Here is a 21,234-nt window from a genome sequence, read left to right on the forward strand (position 1 = left end):
TTATTATTTTAGACCAAACAGAAATAATCTTATGAAAATTTTTACTTCAATCTTAGTGCTTTTAGCATTGGCTTTAATCGTTTTTAATATTACGTTATTAGACTTTAAAAACCCTTTTCAAGGAGATAGTATGGTAGCTTTTATTGGAATAGCCGCTTCATTTTGCGCCGTTTTGATTCTTTTGATTTTTAGAATCTCAAAAAGAATCGAGGAGAAAATGAATGAAAACAGATAATATGTTTGATGTTTTAATCATAGGCGGTGGCGTATCGGGAATATCTTGTGCTCTTGTCTTAGGATCTGCAAAAAATAAAGCTTTTGTGACCGATAAAAAAATCGGAATTTTTACGCATCAAAAAACTTCTTCTCTGCAAGAAGCAATTTTTTATAATGCTTACGGCATTACACCGGGCAAATTAGGCTCTGAATTACTTACAGAAAGCACGCAGGATCTAGCCTCGACTTATCCTCATATTGAACAGATTCCAAATGAAAAAGTAATTAAAGTAGAAGGAACTTATCCTGAATTTACTGTCACTACTAATAAAAACTCCTACCAAACAAAAAATATCGTTGTGGGAATTGGTTCTGCCAATACTTTTGACATTGAAGGCTTAATGCAATATATTGAACCTCATAAAAAAGCACTTCCAGAAAAACAGCGTATTCAGTTAAAAAATGAAGATCATAAAGTTGCTGACGGTATTTACGTTATCGGCACTTTAGCAGGTTGGAGAAGTCAGCTGGCAATTGCTGCCGGAAGTGGCGCTGCAGTCGCAACAGATATTCTTACTTTATGGAATAACGGCGTACAGACTCACGCTCATGATAGCATTCGATAAATCTATTTTTTGAATTGCACTTTATTATATTTTGGTAATGGAGGTAAAGGCATTAATAATGTATCAGTATGCATTGAAAAAGCTATTATCGCTTTCTTTTTTTTAGCAAAAGAGAGAGTGTCTCTCATCTTTTCATATTTTCCCTCAACCTGATTTACTTTTAAAGTAACGTACAATTTCTTTATAGCCGAATCTATATTATTGCTTTTTTTAAAATAATACTGATAATATTTTTCTTCGTTGTTAAAATAAACAACTTTTAACCTAAACATTGGAGAGCTTTCCATACAGCCATCTTGCTTATAAGAGTGCACAAGAGCTTTATTTTCGTCTATTTCAGGCAAAAACTTCAATAAATCATTTAATAATTTCGAATCAATCTTCGAATGAAAATAAACTTCATTTTTATTAGGAGAGAATTCACACACATAACTTTGATTATCTCCCTCTAAATTTAGAATGGAATATAATTTTGGCTGAATGTAAAATTCCCCTTTAAAAGATTCTGTAGGGTACTTTAAATCCCAATTGTAACATATCAACTCAACACTTCTAATATCTTGCTGATTTGAAGAACATCCAAAAGTTAAAAAGATCAAAACTATCAGAAGCTTATTCATTTAATATTGATTAGTTTCTTTTAATAAGTTTCAACTACTACTTAACAGAAACAATTTCTGTTACTTTTATATGGTTCTCGTCGTCGGTTTTCCATTTTTCTCCTTTTACAGCAACTACATCTCCAATTTTTAATTGTTTATAGTTTTGAGGCCCGCCAACATTTACAATACTGATTGTGGCGAAATATACTTCTTTAGTATCTGTTGTAATTTTTGCGGTGTAACCGTCTTTTCCTCCTTCTATAGATTCTACTTTTCCTGAAATTGGAGCATTGGAATCATTTTTCATAGTGTTGCAAGAGATTACGAAAGCCATTATAACTGCTAGTAAAGTTATTCTTTTTAGATTTTTCATATATTTTAGTTTAACCGCGAAGTTCGCAAGGGTTTATGCTAGGTTCGCTAAGTTTTATTTTAAGTTTATATTATTTTCTTTTCCAAGATTCATGCCAGCCGAATACAGCTTCCCGCAATAACTTTTAGATTATTTTCAAATTGTTTCCATACTCTGATGTATTTGAAGACACCGTTTATTGGAGTTGTTTCGTAAGTTCCTTTTAATGAAATGGTAACAGCAACTACAGCCGAATCATCAATGATATTAATAATTTGATCCGAAGCTTCCAAAGAATCAATTTTCATTTTACCTGAGCGATACGAATTCAAATCAAATTCTTTAGTTATCGTTTGTCCGTCTGGAAGATTGAATAATAAATCATCGTGAAGAAAGGTTTCCAAAGCTGTAACATCCGAATTCTTAATAGCAGTTAGAAGCTCAACTTCTGTATTAATAACGGTTTCTATTTTCATGATATAAAAATTGATTTTATTTCTTCGGATTGAGAATGGTTTTAATCATGGCATCATCTTTTAAGATCACATCATAATAGTACAATTCTCCAAACAATTGTCGTGCAAATTCAGCCGTAATATAGCGATTTACTAATGCTTTGGTCTTGTCTAGTTTTAAATCTAAACCAGTCAACAAAATGTAGTTTTTAAACTTTTTAAAGTACACATCTGAATTCTTCATTTTAGCCAAAAACGTATTGAAATTATCTCCTGCAAAAGCATTTCTATCTTTGTCCAATTCTTCAAAAACAAAATGCCCGACAATTCCTGTCTGCAATAAATAGCCTACATTTTCATTTCCGTGCTCTGCTTCCATCGGAACAAAAACATCAGGAACAATTCCGCCGCCACCATAAACGATTTTACCTTTTGGTGTTTTGAATTTTAACGAATCGGCTACTTTTATACTATCTTTAGCATACAATTCTCCCGTCGTAATTCTGGATTCAGATTCTTTAAAATAATCTTCATTCCCTTTTTTATAAGGCTTTTGAATTGATCTTCCTGTTGGTGTGTAATAACGTGCTACAGTCAAACGAACAGCAGAGCCGTCGTTAAAATCCATTTCTCTTTGAACTAAACCTTTTCCAAAAGAACGTCTTCCTACTATTGTACCGCGATCATTATCCTGAATTGCTCCAGCTAAAATTTCACTCGCAGAAGCACTGTTTTCATTAATTAAAACATACACTTTTCCGGTTTCAAAACTTCCCGCTTTTGTAGCAAATGTTTTATCGATAGAACCATTTTTACTTTTTGTAAAAACAATCAATTGTTTGTCTTTTAAAAATTCATCTGCAATTGCAATTGCTTCTTCCATATAACCACCACCATTATCACGAAGATCAATTACAAGCGACTGAATTCCTTTTTGTTTTAATCTCGTTAAGCCTGTTTTGAATTCGTTAAAAGTAGTTTCTGCAAAACGATTTATCTTGATGTAACCGACATTATTTCCAATCAGTAAAGAAGCATCAACGCTCTTAATTGGAATAACATCTCTTTTTACTTTAAATTTTAATTTTTTCTGTTCTGATTTTCTAAAAACCGTCAATTCGATTTCAGATCCCTGCAAACCTTTTAATTTTGAAAACAAACTATCTGAAGGCAGTTTTCTTCCGTACAATTTAGTTTTTCCGGCAAATAAAATTCGGTCTCCCGATTTCAGTCCCGCTTTCGCTGAAGGGCCGTTTTCAATTGGTTTTATAATGGCAACCGAATCTTTATACATATAAAAATTGATCCCAATTCCAACGAAATCCCCCTTCATGCTTTCTGCAACCTCAGCCTGTTCGCTTGGCGGAATATAAACCGAATGCGGATCTAATTTGGAAAGAATATTATCTACAGTAAGATTAACAATAGAGTCTGTATTGATGCTGTCAACGTATTCATTATTGATAAAATCAATCAGTTTGTTGAGTTTGGTTTTAGAGTAATTTTTAGCCAAAAGCTGATCATCGGCTGGAGCATTCATAAGGCTTCCAACAACCGTTCCCAGAGCAAAGGTTGCTCCGATTATTATGGGTAAATATTTCGAATTAAATTTCATTTACTCTTCTAAGTCAGGAATATGCTGTACTTCTACCCCTGCTTTTATTAAAAATTGAATTCCAGAATCATCGCGATATCCATCTTTATACACCACTCTTTTTATCCCCGACTGGTGTATTAATTTACTGCATTCTTTGCAAGGCGAAAGCGTAATATATAATGTTGCCCCTTCACAAGATTGTGTTGATCTTGCTACTTTCAGGATAGCATTTGCTTCGGCATGTAAAACATCCCAGCGTGTTAAGCCTTCTTCATCTTCACAGCAATTTTCAAATCCGGATGGCGTTCCGTTGTAACCGTCAGAAATAATCATTCGGTCTTTTACGATAATAGCACCAACTTGTTTTCTTTTACAATAAGAAAGCTGACTCCACTCTCTTGCAATTCGAAGATACGCTTTATCGTATTTATTCAATTTTTTTACTTCCATTTATTTTATCTGTTCCAAATCGGACTTTCGATAATCATTGGAATTACAACTCCAATAACAAAAGCCGACATTACCAGTGCCCAGTCGCGTTTTGAAAAACGAAAAACGGTTTGCACTATATATGATATTATTAAAACCACAAAAACCACTACGAGTTGTGCAGCTTCAATCCCTAAGGCAAACTCTCCCAAAGGTAACAATTTTGATGTTGCAGATCCTCCTAAAATTGTTTTGAAATAATTAGAAAAACCTAAACCATGAATAATACCAAAGAATAAAGTTATAAAAAATACCAGATTTACACTATCATTTTTTGAAGTCTTTCCAGCTGTAAATAAATGATACAGAGCCGTTATTAAAATCGTAATAGGAATTAAGAACTCGACCAGATTAACTTTTATAGTTACTATGCCGTAAACCGAAAGAATTAAAGCCAATGTATGTCCAATTGTAAACAACGAAACCAATAGAAAAATTCTTTTCCAGTCCTTAAATAAATATGGAACAGTTAGGGCGATTAAAAAAAGAACGTGGTCGTAGGCATGAATATCCAAAACGTGTTTTAATCCTATTTGAAAATAAATCCAAAATTGTGACATAGGTGTAATATAATTAAATAATTAGGGGCTGTAAACTTACGATTAATTTTCAAAATTAAAGATTTAGGCTATCAAATCCTTCAATAAAAATAAGTTAAATTTTATGAGAAATTTAAAATCAATAATTTAAAAATAGGATTATATTTGTTCTTTAAAACTAATTAATTATGCCATTTTCAGAATTATTTGATAACGAATTCAAACAAAGAAACAGAGGTCATTTCTCTGCAATTGTGCGTGTTGCTTTTGCTGACGGAAAAATAAGCCCAGAGGAACAGGAATTTTTGAATAAAATTGCTTCTACATTACAAATTTCAGACGAAGAATATAAAGAAATCCTTGCCGATCCTTGGAAACATCCTATAAATCCTCCTTATTTATATACACAACGTTTAGAGCGTTTGTATGATCTAGCCAAAATGGTTCATGTAGATCACCATTTAGGAGACAAACAAGAAGTAATGTTAGTTCGTATGGGACTTGCTTTAGGTTTTACTCCAGGAAACGTAAACTACATTGTTTCAAAAGCATTATCTCTTGTGGATCAGAAAGTAGATTTAGACACTTTCTTATTTGAAATGGAGAATATGAATAAATAGTATTCAGTAGTCAGTTTTTAGTGTTCAGTTTATAACTGATGAAAAATTGAAACGAAATTTAATTATAAACCCGACAGGTTTTGAAAACCTATCGGGTTTGTTGTTTTTAATCCTAATGATCTTGAAACCAAAAAACCTAACAGGTTTTTAAAACCTGTTAGGTTTGCGTAGTGACTGAACACTAAAAACTGACTACTGAATACTTTTATTCAGCCGCCATAAATTCCTCCGCCTTTTCTACCATATTATAGCTTCCGCAGAAAAATGGAACTCTTTGGTGCAGTTCTGTTGGCTGGATTTCCATAATTCTATTAAATCCGTCTGTTGCTTTTCCTCCGGCTTGTTCTGCAAGAAACGCCATTGGATTACCTTCATACAATAAACGCAACTTTCCTTTTGGCGCTTTAGAACTTGTTGGATAAATATAGATACCGCCCTTAATCATGTTTCGATGAAAATCTGAAACCAAACTTCCAATATATCTTGAAGTATAAGGTCTGTCACCTTCTTCTCGCTGACAATATTTAATGTAATTTTTTACCCCTTGTGGAAAATGAACATAATTTCCTTCGTTTACCGAATAGATATGTCCATCTTTTGGAAATTGCATATTCGGATGTGAAAGATAAAAAGTCCCTATTGCGGGGTTTAAAGTAAATCCGTTTACTCCATGTCCTGTCGTGTAAACCAGCATGGTTGAAGTTCCATAAATTACATAGCCTGCTGCCACCTGATTGATTCCCGGTTGTAAAAAATCCTCGCTGGTTACCGGAGTTCCAATTGGCGTTACTCTTCTAAAAACAGAAAAGATCGTTCCTACTGAAACATTCACATCAATGTTTGAAGATCCGTCAAGCGGATCCATTAAGATCACGTACTTATTATTATGACAGTTGTCGCTCCCCTGAACTGTAATATAATCGTCGTTTTCTTCTGAAGCAATACCACAGACAATCTCACGGTTTATTAACGTCTGGATAAATACTTCGTTGGCATAGACATCTAATTTTTGCTGGTCTTCTCCTTGGATATTCTGTTCGCCCGCGGCGCCAATAATATCCACCAAACCCGCTTGGTTTACTTTATGATTGACGACCTTGGCAGCCAATCTAATAGAGTTGATAATTCGCGAGAGCTCTCCCGACGAATACTGAAATGCTTTTTGGTTCTCAATAATAAACTCTCCCAGTGTTTTATTGCGTTCTTCCATTGCTAAATCGTTATAGTTTTATTTTTAAGTCACAAATATCGCTTATTTTGTGAGAATGATTTAAAAATTATTTTGTTAGTTTGCCCTTATTGTATATTTGCTAATATTTTGCGAAAAGCAACTTTTAAAATGATTTTTATTTGATAATAATTAAATAAAAATACGAATACATAAAATTGCTTCTTTCAAATGTTTGTGAAAACAAATTCTATATCGGGAAAAAGCAATACTATAAAGGACAAAAAAATAAAGTTTACCAATTATGAATATTAGAAAAGGAAATCCTGAGGATATGAAATCGGTGTTGGAGCTAATTCAGGAGCTGGCAATATTCGAAAAAGAACCTGAAGCTGTAGTGATTACAGAAGAAGATTTAGTTCGTGACGGATTTGGAGAAAAACCGCTTTTTCAGGTTTTTGTGGCAGAGATTGAAAACGAAGAAAAACAAAAAGAGATCGTTGGAATTGCTTTATACTATTACCGTTATTCGACTTGGAAAGGAAAAACAATACACCTTGAAGATTTAATTGTAAAAGAAAAAATGCGAGGTACCGGTTTAGGTTCCGCGCTTTACGCCGAAATCATGAAACAAGGAAAAAGAGATGGAGTTCGAAGAGTAGAATGGAATGTTTTGGCTTGGAATACACCAGCCGTTAATTTTTACAAAAATTCCGGTGCAAAAATCCTTGACGATTGGCAGGTCGTTCAAATGGATGAAGCTGGAGTGAATGCGTTCTTAGAAAAATTATAAAAGTCTTTAGCCACTAATTCACGAATTATTATTTTTTAAAATCTTAGTGAATAAAAAATTCGTGAATTGCTTCGCCTCTTCGCTATCGCTCGGGTCGTGGCTAATAAAAAAAATAATAGATTTCCTCAAATCTAAAATCTAAAATCTAAAAAATCTAAAATTAAAAATGAGAGTATTTAAATTTGGTGGTGCGTCGGTGAAAGATGCAGATGGAATTAAAAACGTATATGACGTTTTACAAAAAGTGGGGTATGAAGATGTAATATTGGTTGTTTCCGCTATGGGAAAAACAACAAATGCTCTTGAAGTGGTTATCAAGAATTATTTTGATAAATCGACAGAGTTGAATTCTTCTGTACAAGAAATCAAAAAATACCACAATCAAATCTTATTGGATTTATTTGAAGATGAAAACAATGACGTTTTTGCAGCTGTAAATGCGCAGTTCGCTGAATTGGAATATTTTTTAGCACACAATAAATCTCCAAATTACAACTTCGTTTACGATCAGGTGGTGAGTTTTGGTGAATTGATTTCTACCAATATTTTAAGTCATTATATGAATTTCAGAGGAATTCAGACACAATGGCTTGATGTTCGTAATTTCATTAAAACGAATGCCAACTACAGAGATGCGGAAGTGGACTGGGAAACGACGCAGCAAAATATCAGCAAAAATGTTCCAAGAAAACAACTAAATATTACACAAGGTTTCTTAGGTGCTGACGAAAACAATTTCACGACAACTTTAGGCCGTGAAGGTTCTGATTATACTGCTGGAATTTTTGCTTACTGCTTAAATGCCGAGAGCGTAACCATTTGGAAAGACGTTCCTGGAGTTATGAATGCCGACCCTCGTTATTTTGAAAATGCAAGTTTACTAAACCAAATTTCATATCGTGAAGCTATCGAATTAGCATTTTACGGAGCAACGGTTATTCACCCAAAAACGTTACAGCCGTTACAGAAAAAAGAGATTCCTTTGTATGTGAAATCGTTTGTGAATCCTTTATTAAAAGGAACCTGCGTTTCTAAAGGTGTTGATTTGGAACCACAATATCCATGTTTTATTGTAAAAAGAGAACAGCTTTTAATCTCTCTTTCTTCTATTGATTTCTCTTTCATTATGGAAGAAAACATTAGTGAAATTTTTGGTTTGTTTCACGAGTTTAAAATCAAAGTAAACTTAATTCAGAACTCTGCCATTAGTTTCTCTGTTTGTGTAGAAGATAAATTTGGAAATTTCCCTGAATTAAATGCTATTCTTTCTAAAAAATTCAAAGTTGAATATAGTGAGAATGTAACATTATATACGATTCGTCATTTTACAGAAGAAGCTGCACAAACTGTTGAAGCTAACAAAGAGGTTTTACTAAAACAAGTTAGCCGTGAAACGATGCAGATTGTGACTAAAGAACTTAATTAATATTGCTTTATAAAAGGTAATTATTTCAATTCAAATATATTTTAGAAAGGCTTCACTTAATTTGTGAGGCCTTTTTTAATTTTGTTTTTTTTCCTTATTCAGATACTTAATGATCTTCTTCAAATCTTTAATTTGTAATTCGTATTGTTTTATTATTTTTCTATAAACAGTCATCAAGGCACGTTCCGTTTGACGTTCTGCATCAAATAAATTTTCACTCGAATTAATGCCTAGTTCTTCTTTTACTAATTCCTCTGGGGCTCTACCAAACAGCTCACAAATGTTTTTAAAATGATTTGCCCACGAAGTACTGTCCCCACGTTCCATTCTTGCATACGCAGATTGTGAAATATTTAAATGATCTGCAACCTGTTCCTGTGACATGCTTTTAGATTTACGTAACATTTTTAAATTATTTCCTACAATTTTATTCATAATTTAATTATTTTTACAAATATAAATACAGGAATTATCTTATAATTATTCGATTATAGGTTTTTATTACCCTATTTTAGGGTAATATTTGAATTATTTAGAAAAGATTAAATTGCATAAATAATTATTGAAACCATGAAACCAAATCATACTAAAACATACATAATAATCAATTACATTTTGCTTCCCCTCTATGCATTATTAATGTTTAGAATCATGTTTTTTGAAGATAGCGATTCTTTTCTTGAAAAAATAATAGCTAACAAAAGCAATCCTATGATGTATTTGGCAATTCTATTATCAATCCTTACTTCGTTATGTCTTCGATGGGGTACGAAATTTCCAAAACAAACCAATTAAAAATATGGAAATACTAAATCTTTTATCAAAAAACCCAACAGTTATCCTTGTATTGTTTGTGATGCTTATAACCAAAATATTTCCTCCAAAGAATATAAATTCTTTATATGGTTATAGAACAGCAAATTCAATGAAAAGTAAATCCAACTGGGAGTTTGCTCAAAAATACAGCACTAATCTTTTTCTAGTTCTATTATCTCTTCTGCTTCTCATTCAAATTACATTGTACATAATTTACGGCAGTACCAGATTCACTGAATTGTCAGTACTTATAGGTTTGATATTGTTTGTTATAATTGTTTTGTACAAAACAGAAAAAAAATTAAAACTAAACCATTCTAAAAGCAATGAATAACACAACTTTACTAATCTCTTTACTTGTAATTATTATTGCATTAGGTTATCGATACAGTAACAAAACAAAATGATCCAAAAAACATGAATCACAACCATGAACCATCTGAAGAAGAAAAAGATAATTGGAGCCAAGATCCAGACAATTGGATATGGGGACTTTTTTATTATAATCCTAAGGACAAAAGAATATTTCCTCCGAAAAGGATAAAAGAAATGGGATGGACAGTTAATTTTGCTAATCCTAATTCGGTTTTTCTTTGTGTTATTATGATTCTCATTTTAATGATTTTGTGTGAAAGCGTAAAAAGATAATTTACCCATTTTCTAAAATTATATGAAACCAAAAAAAAACCTTTTATTGACTTTCCTTATTGTTGTTCTATTATATATCTGTTTTGACTTAAGTTCTTTATTTCAAAAAGATAGTCTTGAAGATATCTCTTTTTCAGATTTTAGATACTCAATTGGCCCTGCACTGACATGGTTTGCTGTCTTTTTAAATTACAGGGTAGAAATCAAAAAAGAAAAAGAGCCTAAAAACATATAACTTACCTCGCCCTAGTATTTTCGGACTGTTCAATTTCAGATTTTGTATAAGTGGTCTTTTTCGAATTTCCAAAATTATAAGTTGCGATCAATTTAAAATAATTACTGGCATAAGTTCTATGGTAATAAATTTGAGTCTGGCCAACATTATAATCTCCAGAAACCATAAATTTATGAAAGATATCATTGGCTGAAAAGTTGAGTTTTAAAGCGTCTTTGAAAAAATTTCTTTCGATTCCTAAAGTTACGGTCGAACGGCTGTTTTCATTTCCTAATCCATAACTTCTGTCGCTTAAATACCAAGCTAAAAGTTGCAGCTTAAAAAGTTTAGGAATTGTAAATGTATTATTGCTATAAAAATAAAACTGAGGTTTTACCGGACTAAAAACAAATGCATAATAATTATCTACAGATTTCTGCCAGCTAACACTAATAGTATTCGTAGAATTCCACCATCTATAATTAAAAGATCTTGAAAGCGAACTGAAAACAGTATGCCCTTTTTCCAGATTTAAAGCTCTCAAAATATAACTATTTGGTGTATCGCCACGCAACGCCGCTGCTGAAATCGGGTCAATTTTATAAGTATAACCCATTTTAAAATCGAACTTTTTGTACATCGTCCCAATTTCAAAAGCATGTGTTTTTTCCGGAAGCAGGTTTGGATTTCCTTCAATAGTTGTAAACGGATCTTGATAAATCACATACGGATTTAAAGCCTGATATCTAGGTCTTGTAATTCTAGCAGCATAAGAAAAGTGCCCTTTCCAGTCCTCTGAAAAATCAAAATTCATAACTAGGTTCGGAAAGAAATTACCATAGCTTTTTTCGAATTTCTGAATTCCGTCTGTATTGGTAAATAAATTATAACTTGTTTTTTCGGCTCTTGCACCAAGTGAAAAATTGATTTTATCATTCCATGTTCTGACATAATTGAAATAAGCAGCAGCTATTTTTTCATTATACTCAAAATCACTCGAAAGTTTATCATCCAATTCAAAATTGACATCATCGCTGGAAACCAAAAAATCTGTTCCAGAATTTATGGCTGCATAACTAAATTTGGCTCCTAATTCTAACTTTGTTTTTTCATTGATTTTTTTGGAATAATCTGTTTGGATGGCCATTATATTAATTCGGCTTCCGACATTATTTTTCAAATATCTATCAGAATCTGTTTCTTCAACCAAGCTATTTTCTTCAATAAAATCTCTTATGGTTTGATTATAATTAGAAAATTGCGATCCGACAAATAAGGTTGAACCTTTTTTTGTGGTCAAGTTATAATTCAGATTAATAAACTGATTCAGTAAAACATCATTTTTGTGTACATCGGTAGCATAAAAACTATTTCCAGAATTATTAACAATAGCGTTTCTGCTTTCTGTAATACCTCCTAAGTCATTCACATTTCCACTATAGGCTAATGAAATATAAGCTTGAGAAGAAAAATTATATTGCAGTCCGAAACCAAAATTGGAATAGTTATTAAATCTTCTTTTCCAATCCGTCGTCAATTCTGATTTCATAAATTCTTCCGGATTCGGACGAGTTCTTGTCGTGTACAATAATTCCCGATTCCTGCCTAACTGCAAGCCATAATTACTGATAAAAGAAAATTTTCCTTTAGAATAACTAAAATCAAAAAGTGTATTATAACTTGTTCCTCCAAATTTAGAAACCGAAACATGCTGATTTGCAGTTCCCATAATCCCGCTTTCTATATTTTGCTTTGTAATGATATTAATTACTGCTTTTCCTTCGGCATCATATCGGGAAGAAGGATTTGAGATGACTTCAATTTTCTGAATTTGCGAAACCGGAATTGCAGCAAATCGTTCGTAATTAATCAAAACTCCGTTGAGATAAATAATAGCTTCCCCTTTTCCTAAAACATTAATTTCTCCATCGGCAACGACAACATTTGGCACTCTTCCTAACAATTCGTTTACTGAACTACTTGTTGCGAGAACAGTTCCATTGACATTAACATCAATATTTCCATTTGCTCCATATTTTAATAAGGAAGCCTGTCTTTTTATAACCACTTCATTTAACTCATTGTGTTCTTTTTCTTTAGTCTTTACAGTATCTTGAGCAGACTTTAATAACTTCCCAAAAAGTACATCATCACTATAAAAACTTTTATCTGTAACTTTTTTTATGCGCTGGGCTTTTACTTCTATTGATAAGAAAAACAGGAAAAAAATACAAATGATAACTAATTTTAGAAATCTCATAAAAATTTAACGATTAACGGTTTGACTTTTATTTGAAACAAAAGTCATCCGAAAATCAATAAATGAGGTTGCAGAAAGTGAAATCAGGAGTACGAATTTATAAATCGATACTCTAGTTTAGGCCTGTAAAGCCTGTATTTGATAGTTTAAAGGTGTAGTTCCGGTATGTTTTTTAAATGCAGCAAAAAAAGTTGATTTTGAATTAAAACCTACATCATAACCAACCGATTCCAAAGTCAGTTTATCATTTGAGGTTATGATTTTGCAAGCTTCATTAATTCTAAATTCGTTCACAAAGCTGGTGAAATTCTTTCCGAGGTTATTATTTAAAAATTGTGATAATTGATGGCTCGAAATATTAATTTCCTGAGACAAATCCTGAAGACTTAAGTTGGGGTTTTTATACAGACTCTTTTCATTCATTATATTTTCCAGCTTTTCCGAAATAATGTTAGCTTCAGTAGAATCAATTTTCTTTCCTGAATTCTTTTGAGCATTCAACAAAAACAAATCGTCGGTTTTTTTTCTGTATAAAAGAATAGAAATTATCAGATATAAAATAAAAGAGAAAACTACCGCTCCGCTGATGTAAGTTGCAGCAGAAGCGCCCATAATCGCTAAAAAATAAAAAAGGAATAATAGAAAATTTCCCAGAAAAAGGGTTCCGAACCACATTTCAGACGGGCTTGTTTTTTGTTTAAGGCTGAAAAAATTCTTTAAAACGCCTCTAATTGTAAATCCAGAGAAAACGATATAAACAAACCATTGAAAGTAAATGATGATGATGAGATAATTTCTCCATAAATCGGAATGGTTTTCATACGGATATATAATTCCAACTCCAACAATCAGAGTTCCCCAGAACAGCAGTATCATTTTCCAAAGTTTTGGCATTATATGAACTTCTTCTACTCCGGATTTTAGAAAATAATACAAACAAGGTCCAATGAAAAAACAAGCTGTAAGTCCCAACTGTAAATACATTCTTGGCAATTCAGGGTGAAAATAAACAAACACCGATTTCCCAATTCGAATACTTAAAGCAAATAAAAGCGCGCCCAGAAAATAATTGGTCAGGTATTTTTTCTTGGTAAAAAAGAAAAAATAAATGCCCAATATAATTCCGTTAAAAGAACCCAAAGCACTAAAAAAGAATAAAAGTTCTTTACTGGTATCCATAATTTATGTTTGTTATATCCTGAACAAAGCTAAAAAAAAGATTGATTTACGATGAGAATAATACTTCAAAAATATATTTGACAACTATATTTAAAAATGAAAAAGTATTTTAAATCCATCCATTTGTCAATAAACAAAAGCCTCACGATTTCTTGATTATAAATACTACTTTTGACTTTTCAGAGTTAAGGTATTATGTTGAAAAAATTATTGTTTTTGACGGTTTTCATTTGGTTTTCGGCCCTTCAGGCTCAGGAAACTGAATCGTTATACAAAACCAAAAAAATAATAACGACAAAAGATACTATTCGGATTGAAAATGTCAGCATCAATTCGGGTTTCTTTCAGCTTTTAAATACTAAAAAAGAACCAATCGATTCGTCTTTTTATAAAATTGATTTCCAAAAAGGCTTTTTACTCTTAAAAGAAAACTTTCCCTCAGCTTCTGATACTTTAATTGTCAATTATCTCAAATATCCGGATTTCTTAACCAAAGAATACAGCCTTTACAAATCGGATCAAATTGTAAACAGCGATGTTGGAACCGAAAAATTATACCGAATCGATAATAATGCAAATGCCAAAAAAGTAACACCTTTTGACGGATTAAATACTTCCGGAAGCATTACACGAGGAATCACTGTTGGGAACAATCAGAGCACGGTTTTAAATTCCAATCTGGATTTACAGATAACTGGTAAAATCTCAGACAAAGTAAGTCTTCGTGCTTCTCTTCAAGATAATAACATTCCGTTGCAAGATGGCGGTTATTCTCAAAAACTCGATCAGTTTGATAATATTTTCATGGAACTTTTCAGTGACGATTGGAGCATTCGCGCAGGTGATGTTTTTTTAGAAAACAGAAAAACCCAATTCATGAATTTCAATAAAAAAGTTCAGGGACTTTCTGCCAGTTTTGATTTTGATACCGAAAAAAGCAAAACGAATGTCTTTGCTTCTGTTGCTTTTGTAAAAGGACAATATGCCAAAAGTACCTTTACAGGTCAGGAAGGAAATCAAGGACCGTATAAACTAAAAGGACAAAATGGCGAATTGTACGTTTTGGTAATTTCAGGTTCTGAACGTGTTTACGTAAATGGTGTTTTATTGAAACGTGGCGAAAACAATGATTATGTTATTGATTATAATGCTGGTGAAATTGTTTTTACTTCGCTTTTCACCATTACTTCAGAAATGAGAATTAATGTAGAATACCAATATTCTGAACGAAATTACAATCGACTTGTGACCTACGCAGGCGCAACACACGAAAACAAGAATTGGAGTTTTGGCGGTTATTTATATTCTGAAAATGATTTAAAAAATCAGCCTTTACAACAGAATCTTTCTCCGGAACAAGTCCAGATTTTAAGTGAAGCAGGAGATGATATTAATTTAATGAAAGCGCCTTCTGCCTACGAAGACAAATATGCCGACAATAAAATTTTGTATAAAAAGATTATAATAAATTCGGTTGAAGTTTACGAGTATTCGAATAATCCGCAAGATGTTTTGTACAATGTGAGATTTAGTCAGGTTGGAGCCAATGCAGGAAATTATATCATTCAAAACAATAATTCGGTAGAACGTATTTATCAATATGTAGAACCTATAAATGGTATTTTACAGGGAAATTATGAACCTATTGTACAGCTTGTTGCGCCAATGAAACTTCAGGTTGCCTCTTTTTTAGGAAAGTATAATCCAAACGAGAAAACTTTGGTCGATTTTGAATTGGCTGTCAGCAACAACGATCAAAATTTATTTTCTCCAATTGACGATTCTAATAATGAAGGTGTTGCTTTTAAAACCAATCTTAAAAAAAGACTTTTTTCCCGAAGCTGGAGTTTAGATGCCTTTGCTAATTATCAATATGTACAGCAGGATTTTAAATCTATTGAACGTTTGTATAATATTGAATTCAACCGCGACTGGAACTTAACGGGAACACTTTTGGGTAATCAGAGCCTTTTGGTTACGGGTTTTAATTTTGATTTGTTTTCAAATAAAAAAAACTCAAATATTGGTTTGGTAACGTATCAATTTGAGAAATTAGATTTCAGTGAAAGTTATACAGGTTCTAGACATACGACTTCGGCTTTATTTAAGATAAAAAATTGGACAATTGAGAATAATGGAAGTTTTCTGAATTCTGATGCCACAGCTTCAACTTCAAAATTCATTAGAAATCAAACCAGAACAAAATATCATTTTGGAAAAAATTGGGTTGGAGGAACAATGCAGCTTGAAGACAATCAGGAAAAGGATAAAGTGACCAATCAGTTTTCGGCTTTAAGCCAGCGTTTTTCAGAATATGGAGTTTTTACTGGACGTGGCGACAGCACTAAAGTATTTGTAGAAGTTGGTTTCCTGCAAAGGCGAAACGACAGTTTGCAAAATGGACTGTTACAGCATGTCAATAATTCTCAGACCTATTATTTAAAGTCCAAACTAATTCAGAACAAAACAACCGATCTAGCGGTTTATGCGAGTTATCGAAATCTGGATTTTACAAATCAATCCAGACAAAATGAACCTTCTTTAAATTCGAGAGTTTTATACAATGACCGTTTCTTTAACCAATTAATGCAGATTGGAACTACTTACGAAACCAGTTCCGGAACTATTGCACAGCAGGAATTTACGTATGTCGAAGTGCCAACGGGACAAGGTGTTTATACCTGGAATGATTATAACGGCAACGGAATTCAGGAATTACAGGAATTTGAAATCGCAGTTTTTCAGGATCAGGCAAAATATGTAAGGATCTTTTTGCCGAATCAGATTTACATCAAAACCAATCAAAATAAGTTTTCACAGTCTTTAACTTTAAATCCGTTGCAATGGCAGAACGAAAAAGGTTTCAAGAAACTGCTGTCTTACTTCTACAATCAGACTTCTTTTATAATGGATCGAAAAGTAAAAAGTGAAGGAGAAAAACTGGAACTGAATCCGTTTAATTCTTCTGAAGAAAATATTTTAGGTTTAAATTCGAGTTTTAGAAACAGTTTATTTTACAACCGAGGCCGTCAGAAACATTCGGTTACCTATTCTTATCTTGTCAATAAAGGAAAAAGTCTGCTTTCTATTGGTTCACAAAATGTCCGCAATTATTCACATCAAATTCAATATACGCATTTGTATCAAAAAAGCTGGTTATTTAATTTCTTTACTAAAACCATCAAAACTGATTTGGTTTCAGAAGATTTTGAAGAAAAAAACTATGATATTAATGGCTGGCAATTGGCACCAAAAGTGAGTTATTTGTTTTCAAAAAACACTAAACTAGATTTCTTTTATGAACTTCAGAACAAGAAAAATCAAATAGGCAATTTTGAAACTTTAAAACAAAACCGCATAGGAACTTCGTTTTCTTATGCCGGCGAAAAGAAAGTAACTGTAAATGGCGAGTTTTCTTTTTATGAAAATAAATTTAATGGTAACGAATTTTCATCCGTAGGTTTTCAAATGCTCGAAGGACTTCAAGCAGGATCTAATCTAGTTTGGAAACTACTTTTACAAAAGAACATTACATCATTTTTAGATGTTAATTTGAACTATCTAGGACGTAAAAGCGAAACTGGAAATACGATTCATACTGGCAACATTCAGCTTCGAGCATATTTTTAATGCACTGCGAAAAAGGTGACAAAAAAATGTTTAACTTTAATTGAAAATTTAAACGTATAACCTTATGAAAAAATTAGTATTAATCTGTTTATTAGTTGTTTTCTCTTCCAATTTCTACGCCCAAGAAACAACTGCAAAAGCGGCAAAAACAAAAACAGAAGCTTCAGCAAAAAAAGCAAAAGCAAGTGCAGACAAAGCTTCGGCTGATGCCAAAAAAGAAGCAACAAAATCTAAAAAAGCAGCAGATGACGCCAAAGCAGCTTCCTCTAAAGCAAAAAAAGAATCGACTGACGCAGCAAAAAAAACTGCCGACAAAGAAGCCACAAAAGCAAAAGCCGATGCTAAAAAGGCGACAGTTGCATCTGACAAAGCTAAAAGTACAGCAGATAAGGCTAAAGCCGATGCAAAAAAAACAACCGCTAAAGCGGACGATACTAAAGCGGAAGCTAAAAAAACCAAGGCTAAAGCTGATGACGTAAAAAAAGATGCTACTGCTGCTAAAAAATCTGCCACAAAGACTTTAAAGGAAACTAACGAAAAAGCACCGTCAGTTCCAGACAAAGTTACTGGCGAATACAATGGTAAAAAAGTTTACACTGGCCCAAGAGGCGGGAAATACTACATTAACAAAAATGGTAATAAAACTTATATTCAGGATTAAGAAAGATACTGAGATACTAAGATGCTAAGTTTCTAAGATATTTACTTAGAATGCTCCAATTAAGAACCGAACATACGTTCGGTTTTTTTATATTATAACTAAACCTACAAATTTCCTTATTAAGGTCATTTCAAAAAATCGAAAATTACTTAACATACAGATAATCTTATTTAAGAAAATGAAAATATTTTTGAAACACCCCTGTAAATCTCTAGTGTTTATAAGAATATAGAGTTAATAATTTAGTAATACCCTCGAAATAACATCCAAAACATATTTCTTTATCTTCGTTTTTAAAAAGCATTAAAAATGAGCATTGATTATTCTGCGAATAAAACTATTTTAGTCGCTCCATTAAATTGGGGTCTTGGCCATGCAACTCGTTGTATTCCTATTATAAAAGCGCTTCAGGAGAATAATTATATTCCGATTATTGCCTCAGATGGGGTTGCGCTGGCTTTATTGCGAAAAGAATTTCCTTATATACAGACTTTAGAACTTCCTTCTTATCATATTGAATATGCCAAAAATGGAAAAAACTTTAAATGGAAGCTGATCAAAAACCTTCCTAAAATGATTACTGCCATTTTGGATGAGAAAAAAATGGTCAATACTTGGATTAAAAAGCATGGAATTGATGGTATTATCTCTGATAATAGATTGGGAGTTTTCAGTAAAAAAGTACCATCCGTTTTTATGACGCATCAGTTAAATGTGATGACAGGAAATACAACTTGGTTTACGAGTATATGCCATCAGAAAATCATCAAAAAATATACGGAATGCTGGGTTCCTGATACCAATGATGAAGTAAATCTTACTGGCGAGTTAGGTCATTTAAAAACTGACGAACTAAATTTAAGATATATTGGTCCGCTAAGCCGAATGCGAAAAAAAGACACTCCAAAAATATATGATTTGATGATTATATTGTCTGGACCAGAACCGCAGCGTACTTTCTTAGATGAAAAACTACAGAAAGAAGCAGCAAAATATCCAGGCAAAGTGGTTTTTGTTCAAGGGATTGTAGATAAATCTCAAGAAAAGTGGCAGGCTGGAAATGTTACTTATTACAATTTTATGAATTCGAAACAGCTGGAACAAACCTTTAACGAAAGTGAATTTGTCCTTTGCCGCTCTGGTTATACCACTGTAATGGATTTGGCTAAATTGGGCAAAAAAGCTTTTTTTATTCCAACTCCAGGACAATACGAACAGGAATATCTTGCGGTAAAACTGCAGGAAGAAAATCTTGTGCCTTATGCAATGCAAGACGACTTTACTATTGAAGATCTATCAAAAGTAAAGGCTTTTAAAGGACTATCTCAATTTGAAAACAATATAGACTGGGATTCCTTATTTTCTGTTTTCGAAAATAATTCTCAAGCATAAAAAAATCCGTTTAATCTGTGTCTATAAACGGAACACGGATTAAACGGATTTGCTTTCGCAAAAACGCGGATTAATGCAGGTTTTATTTTTTTAGAAGTTAAACTGCGCTTGTAATCTTAGTACATTTCCTTGTTGTCTGTTTATTGGGAGTGCGCTGTCTTCAAAAGTTCTGTCAGCAATTACATATTCTGCTGTCAACTCAAAAGCTTTGATGGGTTGCCATTCTACACCAAATTCGTAATCTCTTACCACGTAGCTTCTCGCGTCTTTCTCATATTTTTTACCTCCATCATAATATTGAAATTTGGCAAAAGGATAAATACGCTGTTTTTTAATATCCCATTTATAATTTAATAAAACGTAACCTCCGTTTAGATCTGTTTCATCAACTGTATTTGTAGTGGTATTGTATCTTGGTCCTTTCCCAATATTATATTCCGTCTGGATTCCGAAAGGTCTTGGATATAAAACGAATGTTGCTCCTACCCTTTGATCTTTTACATATTGCGGATCATTTACCGTAACACCTGAAGAAATTTCTCCAGTAAAAGCCCATTTTCCTGTATAAGCTTGGATTCCTGGTTCGATAATCTGGCTTCCAATTACGAATGGATATGTAACTCTTGTAACGACGTTTAGATCACGATTTCCATCTAGCTTATTAGCAATTTGTCCGTTGTAAACCCCAAAAGCAAATACCCCAAAATCTCCAGAACCTTTGTAACCATCTTTTACCAGCATTTCAAAACGTTTTCTTATTTCGGCTGGAGCCCAATAAAAGAAGATTCCCAAATCACGTTCGTTTAATATGGAACTATTTATCGCATCAGCACGATCCATAGTTAAACGCTGTGAACTTGACTGCATATTTTCGAATCCGTAAGGGATTTTACTTTGTCCAACACGAACACGATATTCTCTTTTCTTATCAAAAGAAAGATCGAAATACAAATCACGAATCTGAACGAAGTTCTGAATTCCTGTACTTGGCGAACTTGCAAAATCAGGCTGGAAATAGAAAAATACATTTGGATGAACTTGTCCTGAGAACACTAAACGGGCACGGCGAATAAAAAGTCCGTTATTTGCTTTTGCATCTGGAGCTGTCGAAGTTGTTCCCCAGGATTTATCACATTGTTCGCAAGAAACTTTATCATTTGTAGAAAGCAGACCATTGTATCGAATCTGTGCATAACCTCTTAACGAGATTCTATCATACCAATGTTCTTCAATTCCTCCTCCAGATTTTGTGTCTGGAAGTTTCGCTTTGTTGATAGAATCTAAAATACGCATTACTTCGTTTTTTACATCCTGCTTATTTAATTCTTGTTTATTTGTTTCCTGTGCATTAGCAGCACAAGTTAACAGTAATAAAACTGCTAGTAATTTTCTTTTTATCATTAGTTCTCTAAATCCCTTAAATTCAGGATGCAAAGATGGAGCACCTATGTTAAGAAATCATTAACCAGATGTTACTATAATAAAAATTTAATGTTACCGACTGAATCGGAATGTTTATTTATTGTTAAAACCCTTTGTTTTAGGACTTTC

The 21,234-nt window shown here is 32.7% G+C and carries 22 protein-coding genes; 11 read left to right on the forward strand and 11 right to left on the reverse strand.

Going from position 1 to position 21,234, the window contains the following annotated elements; all coding sequences use genetic code 11:
- The first annotated feature begins 31 nt into the window (after positions 1-31).
- Positions 32-235: a hypothetical protein gene (locus tag GSY47_RS22060; protein ID WP_132987565.1), complete on the forward strand. Its 204-nt coding sequence runs from the start codon at positions 32-34 to the stop codon at positions 233-235.
- A 1-nt stretch (position 236) separates the two neighbouring features.
- Positions 237-842: an FAD-dependent oxidoreductase gene (locus GSY47_RS22065; protein WP_179001936.1), complete on the forward strand. Its 606-nt coding sequence runs from the start codon at positions 237-239 to the stop codon at positions 840-842.
- Between the two features lie 2 nt (positions 843-844).
- Here GSY47_RS22065 and GSY47_RS22070 read toward each other — a convergent pair whose 3' ends face one another.
- From GSY47_RS22070 to GSY47_RS22095, 6 genes are all read right to left on the reverse strand, one after another.
- Positions 845-1,462 (reverse strand): hypothetical protein, encoded by a 618-nt coding sequence (locus GSY47_RS22070; RefSeq protein ID WP_218651376.1) that lies wholly within the window; start codon positions 1,460-1,462, stop codon positions 845-847.
- A 37-nt stretch (positions 1,463-1,499) separates the two neighbouring features.
- Entirely contained in the window at positions 1,500-1,817 is a 318-nt protein-coding gene (locus GSY47_RS22075) for a hypothetical protein (protein WP_179001759.1), read from the reverse strand.
- Between the two features lie 89 nt (positions 1,818-1,906).
- Complete coding sequence (locus tag GSY47_RS22080) at positions 1,907-2,272, reverse strand: nuclear transport factor 2 family protein (RefSeq protein WP_179001761.1); 366 nt, start codon at positions 2,270-2,272, stop codon at positions 1,907-1,909.
- A gap of 16 nt (positions 2,273-2,288) precedes the next feature.
- Entirely contained in the window at positions 2,289-3,866 is a 1,578-nt protein-coding gene (locus GSY47_RS22085) for a S41 family peptidase (protein ID WP_179001763.1), read from the reverse strand.
- Positions 3,867-4,298, reverse strand: a complete 432-nt coding sequence (locus GSY47_RS22090; RefSeq protein ID WP_179001765.1) for a deoxycytidylate deaminase — start codon at positions 4,296-4,298, stop codon at positions 3,867-3,869.
- A gap of 5 nt (positions 4,299-4,303) precedes the next feature.
- A complete protein-coding gene (locus GSY47_RS22095; protein ID WP_179001767.1) occupies positions 4,304-4,897 on the reverse strand; it encodes a HupE/UreJ family protein in 594 nt (197 codons plus the stop codon).
- A gap of 167 nt (positions 4,898-5,064) precedes the next feature.
- Here GSY47_RS22095 and GSY47_RS22100 point away from each other — a divergent pair, with 167 nt between their 5' ends.
- Positions 5,065-5,496, forward strand: a complete 432-nt coding sequence (locus GSY47_RS22100) for a TerB family tellurite resistance protein (protein ID WP_179001769.1) — start codon at positions 5,065-5,067, stop codon at positions 5,494-5,496.
- A 205-nt stretch (positions 5,497-5,701) separates the two neighbouring features.
- Here the strand turns inward: GSY47_RS22100 and fbp are convergent, their stop codons facing one another.
- Positions 5,702-6,706 (reverse strand): class 1 fructose-bisphosphatase, encoded by a 1,005-nt coding sequence (fbp, locus tag GSY47_RS22105; RefSeq protein ID WP_179001771.1) that lies wholly within the window; start codon positions 6,704-6,706, stop codon positions 5,702-5,704.
- A gap of 262 nt (positions 6,707-6,968) precedes the next feature.
- Between fbp and GSY47_RS22110 the strand changes: the two genes are divergently transcribed.
- Both GSY47_RS22110 and GSY47_RS22115 read left to right on the forward strand, forming a co-directional pair.
- Positions 6,969-7,457, forward strand: coding sequence for a GNAT family N-acetyltransferase (locus GSY47_RS22110; protein WP_179001773.1), 489 nt, complete (start codon positions 6,969-6,971; stop codon positions 7,455-7,457).
- A 166-nt stretch (positions 7,458-7,623) separates the two neighbouring features.
- Positions 7,624-8,883: an aspartate kinase gene (locus GSY47_RS22115; protein WP_179001775.1), complete on the forward strand. Its 1,260-nt coding sequence runs from the start codon at positions 7,624-7,626 to the stop codon at positions 8,881-8,883.
- 75 nt (positions 8,884-8,958) lie between these two features.
- On the opposite strand, the gene GSY47_RS22120 is transcribed toward GSY47_RS22115, so the two are convergent.
- A complete protein-coding gene (locus GSY47_RS22120) occupies positions 8,959-9,318 on the reverse strand; it encodes a helix-turn-helix transcriptional regulator (RefSeq protein ID WP_179001776.1) in 360 nt (119 codons plus the stop codon).
- Positions 9,319-9,808: 490 nt separating this feature from the next.
- Between GSY47_RS22120 and GSY47_RS26470 the strand changes: the two genes are divergently transcribed.
- The 3 genes from GSY47_RS26470 to GSY47_RS22135 all read left to right on the forward strand — a co-directional run bounded on the left by GSY47_RS26470 (position 9,809) and on the right by GSY47_RS22135 (position 10,582).
- Positions 9,809-10,033, forward strand: a complete 225-nt coding sequence (locus tag GSY47_RS26470) for a hypothetical protein (protein ID WP_379786789.1) — start codon at positions 9,809-9,811, stop codon at positions 10,031-10,033.
- 83 nt (positions 10,034-10,116) lie between these two features.
- Positions 10,117-10,347 carry a DUF5808 domain-containing protein gene (locus tag GSY47_RS22130; RefSeq protein WP_179001780.1) on the forward strand — a complete coding sequence of 77 codons (231 nt, stop codon included), beginning with the start codon at positions 10,117-10,119 and terminating at the stop codon, positions 10,345-10,347.
- A 22-nt stretch (positions 10,348-10,369) separates the two neighbouring features.
- Positions 10,370-10,582 (forward strand): hypothetical protein, encoded by a 213-nt coding sequence (locus GSY47_RS22135; RefSeq protein WP_179001782.1) that lies wholly within the window; start codon positions 10,370-10,372, stop codon positions 10,580-10,582.
- A 1-nt stretch (position 10,583) separates the two neighbouring features.
- Here GSY47_RS22135 and GSY47_RS22140 read toward each other — a convergent pair whose 3' ends face one another.
- On the reverse strand, positions 10,584-12,821 hold the full coding sequence (locus GSY47_RS22140; RefSeq protein WP_179001784.1) for a TonB-dependent receptor domain-containing protein: 2,238 nt from the start codon (positions 12,819-12,821) through the stop codon (positions 10,584-10,586).
- A gap of 117 nt (positions 12,822-12,938) precedes the next feature.
- Complete coding sequence (locus tag GSY47_RS22145) at positions 12,939-14,000, reverse strand: helix-turn-helix domain-containing protein (RefSeq protein WP_179001786.1); 1,062 nt, start codon at positions 13,998-14,000, stop codon at positions 12,939-12,941.
- Between the two features lie 195 nt (positions 14,001-14,195).
- Between GSY47_RS22145 and GSY47_RS22150 the strand changes: the two genes are divergently transcribed.
- The 3 genes from GSY47_RS22150 (at position 14,196) to GSY47_RS22160 (ending at position 19,683) form a co-directional block, all read left to right on the forward strand.
- Positions 14,196-17,630, forward strand: coding sequence for a hypothetical protein (locus GSY47_RS22150; protein ID WP_179001788.1), 3,435 nt, complete (start codon positions 14,196-14,198; stop codon positions 17,628-17,630).
- A gap of 64 nt (positions 17,631-17,694) precedes the next feature.
- Positions 17,695-18,291: a hypothetical protein gene (locus tag GSY47_RS22155; protein WP_179001789.1), complete on the forward strand. Its 597-nt coding sequence runs from the start codon at positions 17,695-17,697 to the stop codon at positions 18,289-18,291.
- A gap of 309 nt (positions 18,292-18,600) precedes the next feature.
- On the forward strand, positions 18,601-19,683 hold the full coding sequence (locus GSY47_RS22160) for a glycosyltransferase (protein ID WP_179001791.1): 1,083 nt from the start codon (positions 18,601-18,603) through the stop codon (positions 19,681-19,683).
- A gap of 90 nt (positions 19,684-19,773) precedes the next feature.
- On the opposite strand, the gene GSY47_RS22165 is transcribed toward GSY47_RS22160, so the two are convergent.
- Positions 19,774-21,084 carry a porin gene (locus GSY47_RS22165; RefSeq protein ID WP_179001793.1) on the reverse strand — a complete coding sequence of 437 codons (1,311 nt, stop codon included), beginning with the start codon at positions 21,082-21,084 and terminating at the stop codon, positions 19,774-19,776.
- Positions 21,085-21,234 lie beyond the last annotated feature (150 nt).

Source organism: Flavobacterium quisquiliarum (assembly GCF_019308285.1).
Classification (GTDB): Bacteria; Bacteroidota; Bacteroidia; order Flavobacteriales; family Flavobacteriaceae; genus Flavobacterium; species Flavobacterium quisquiliarum.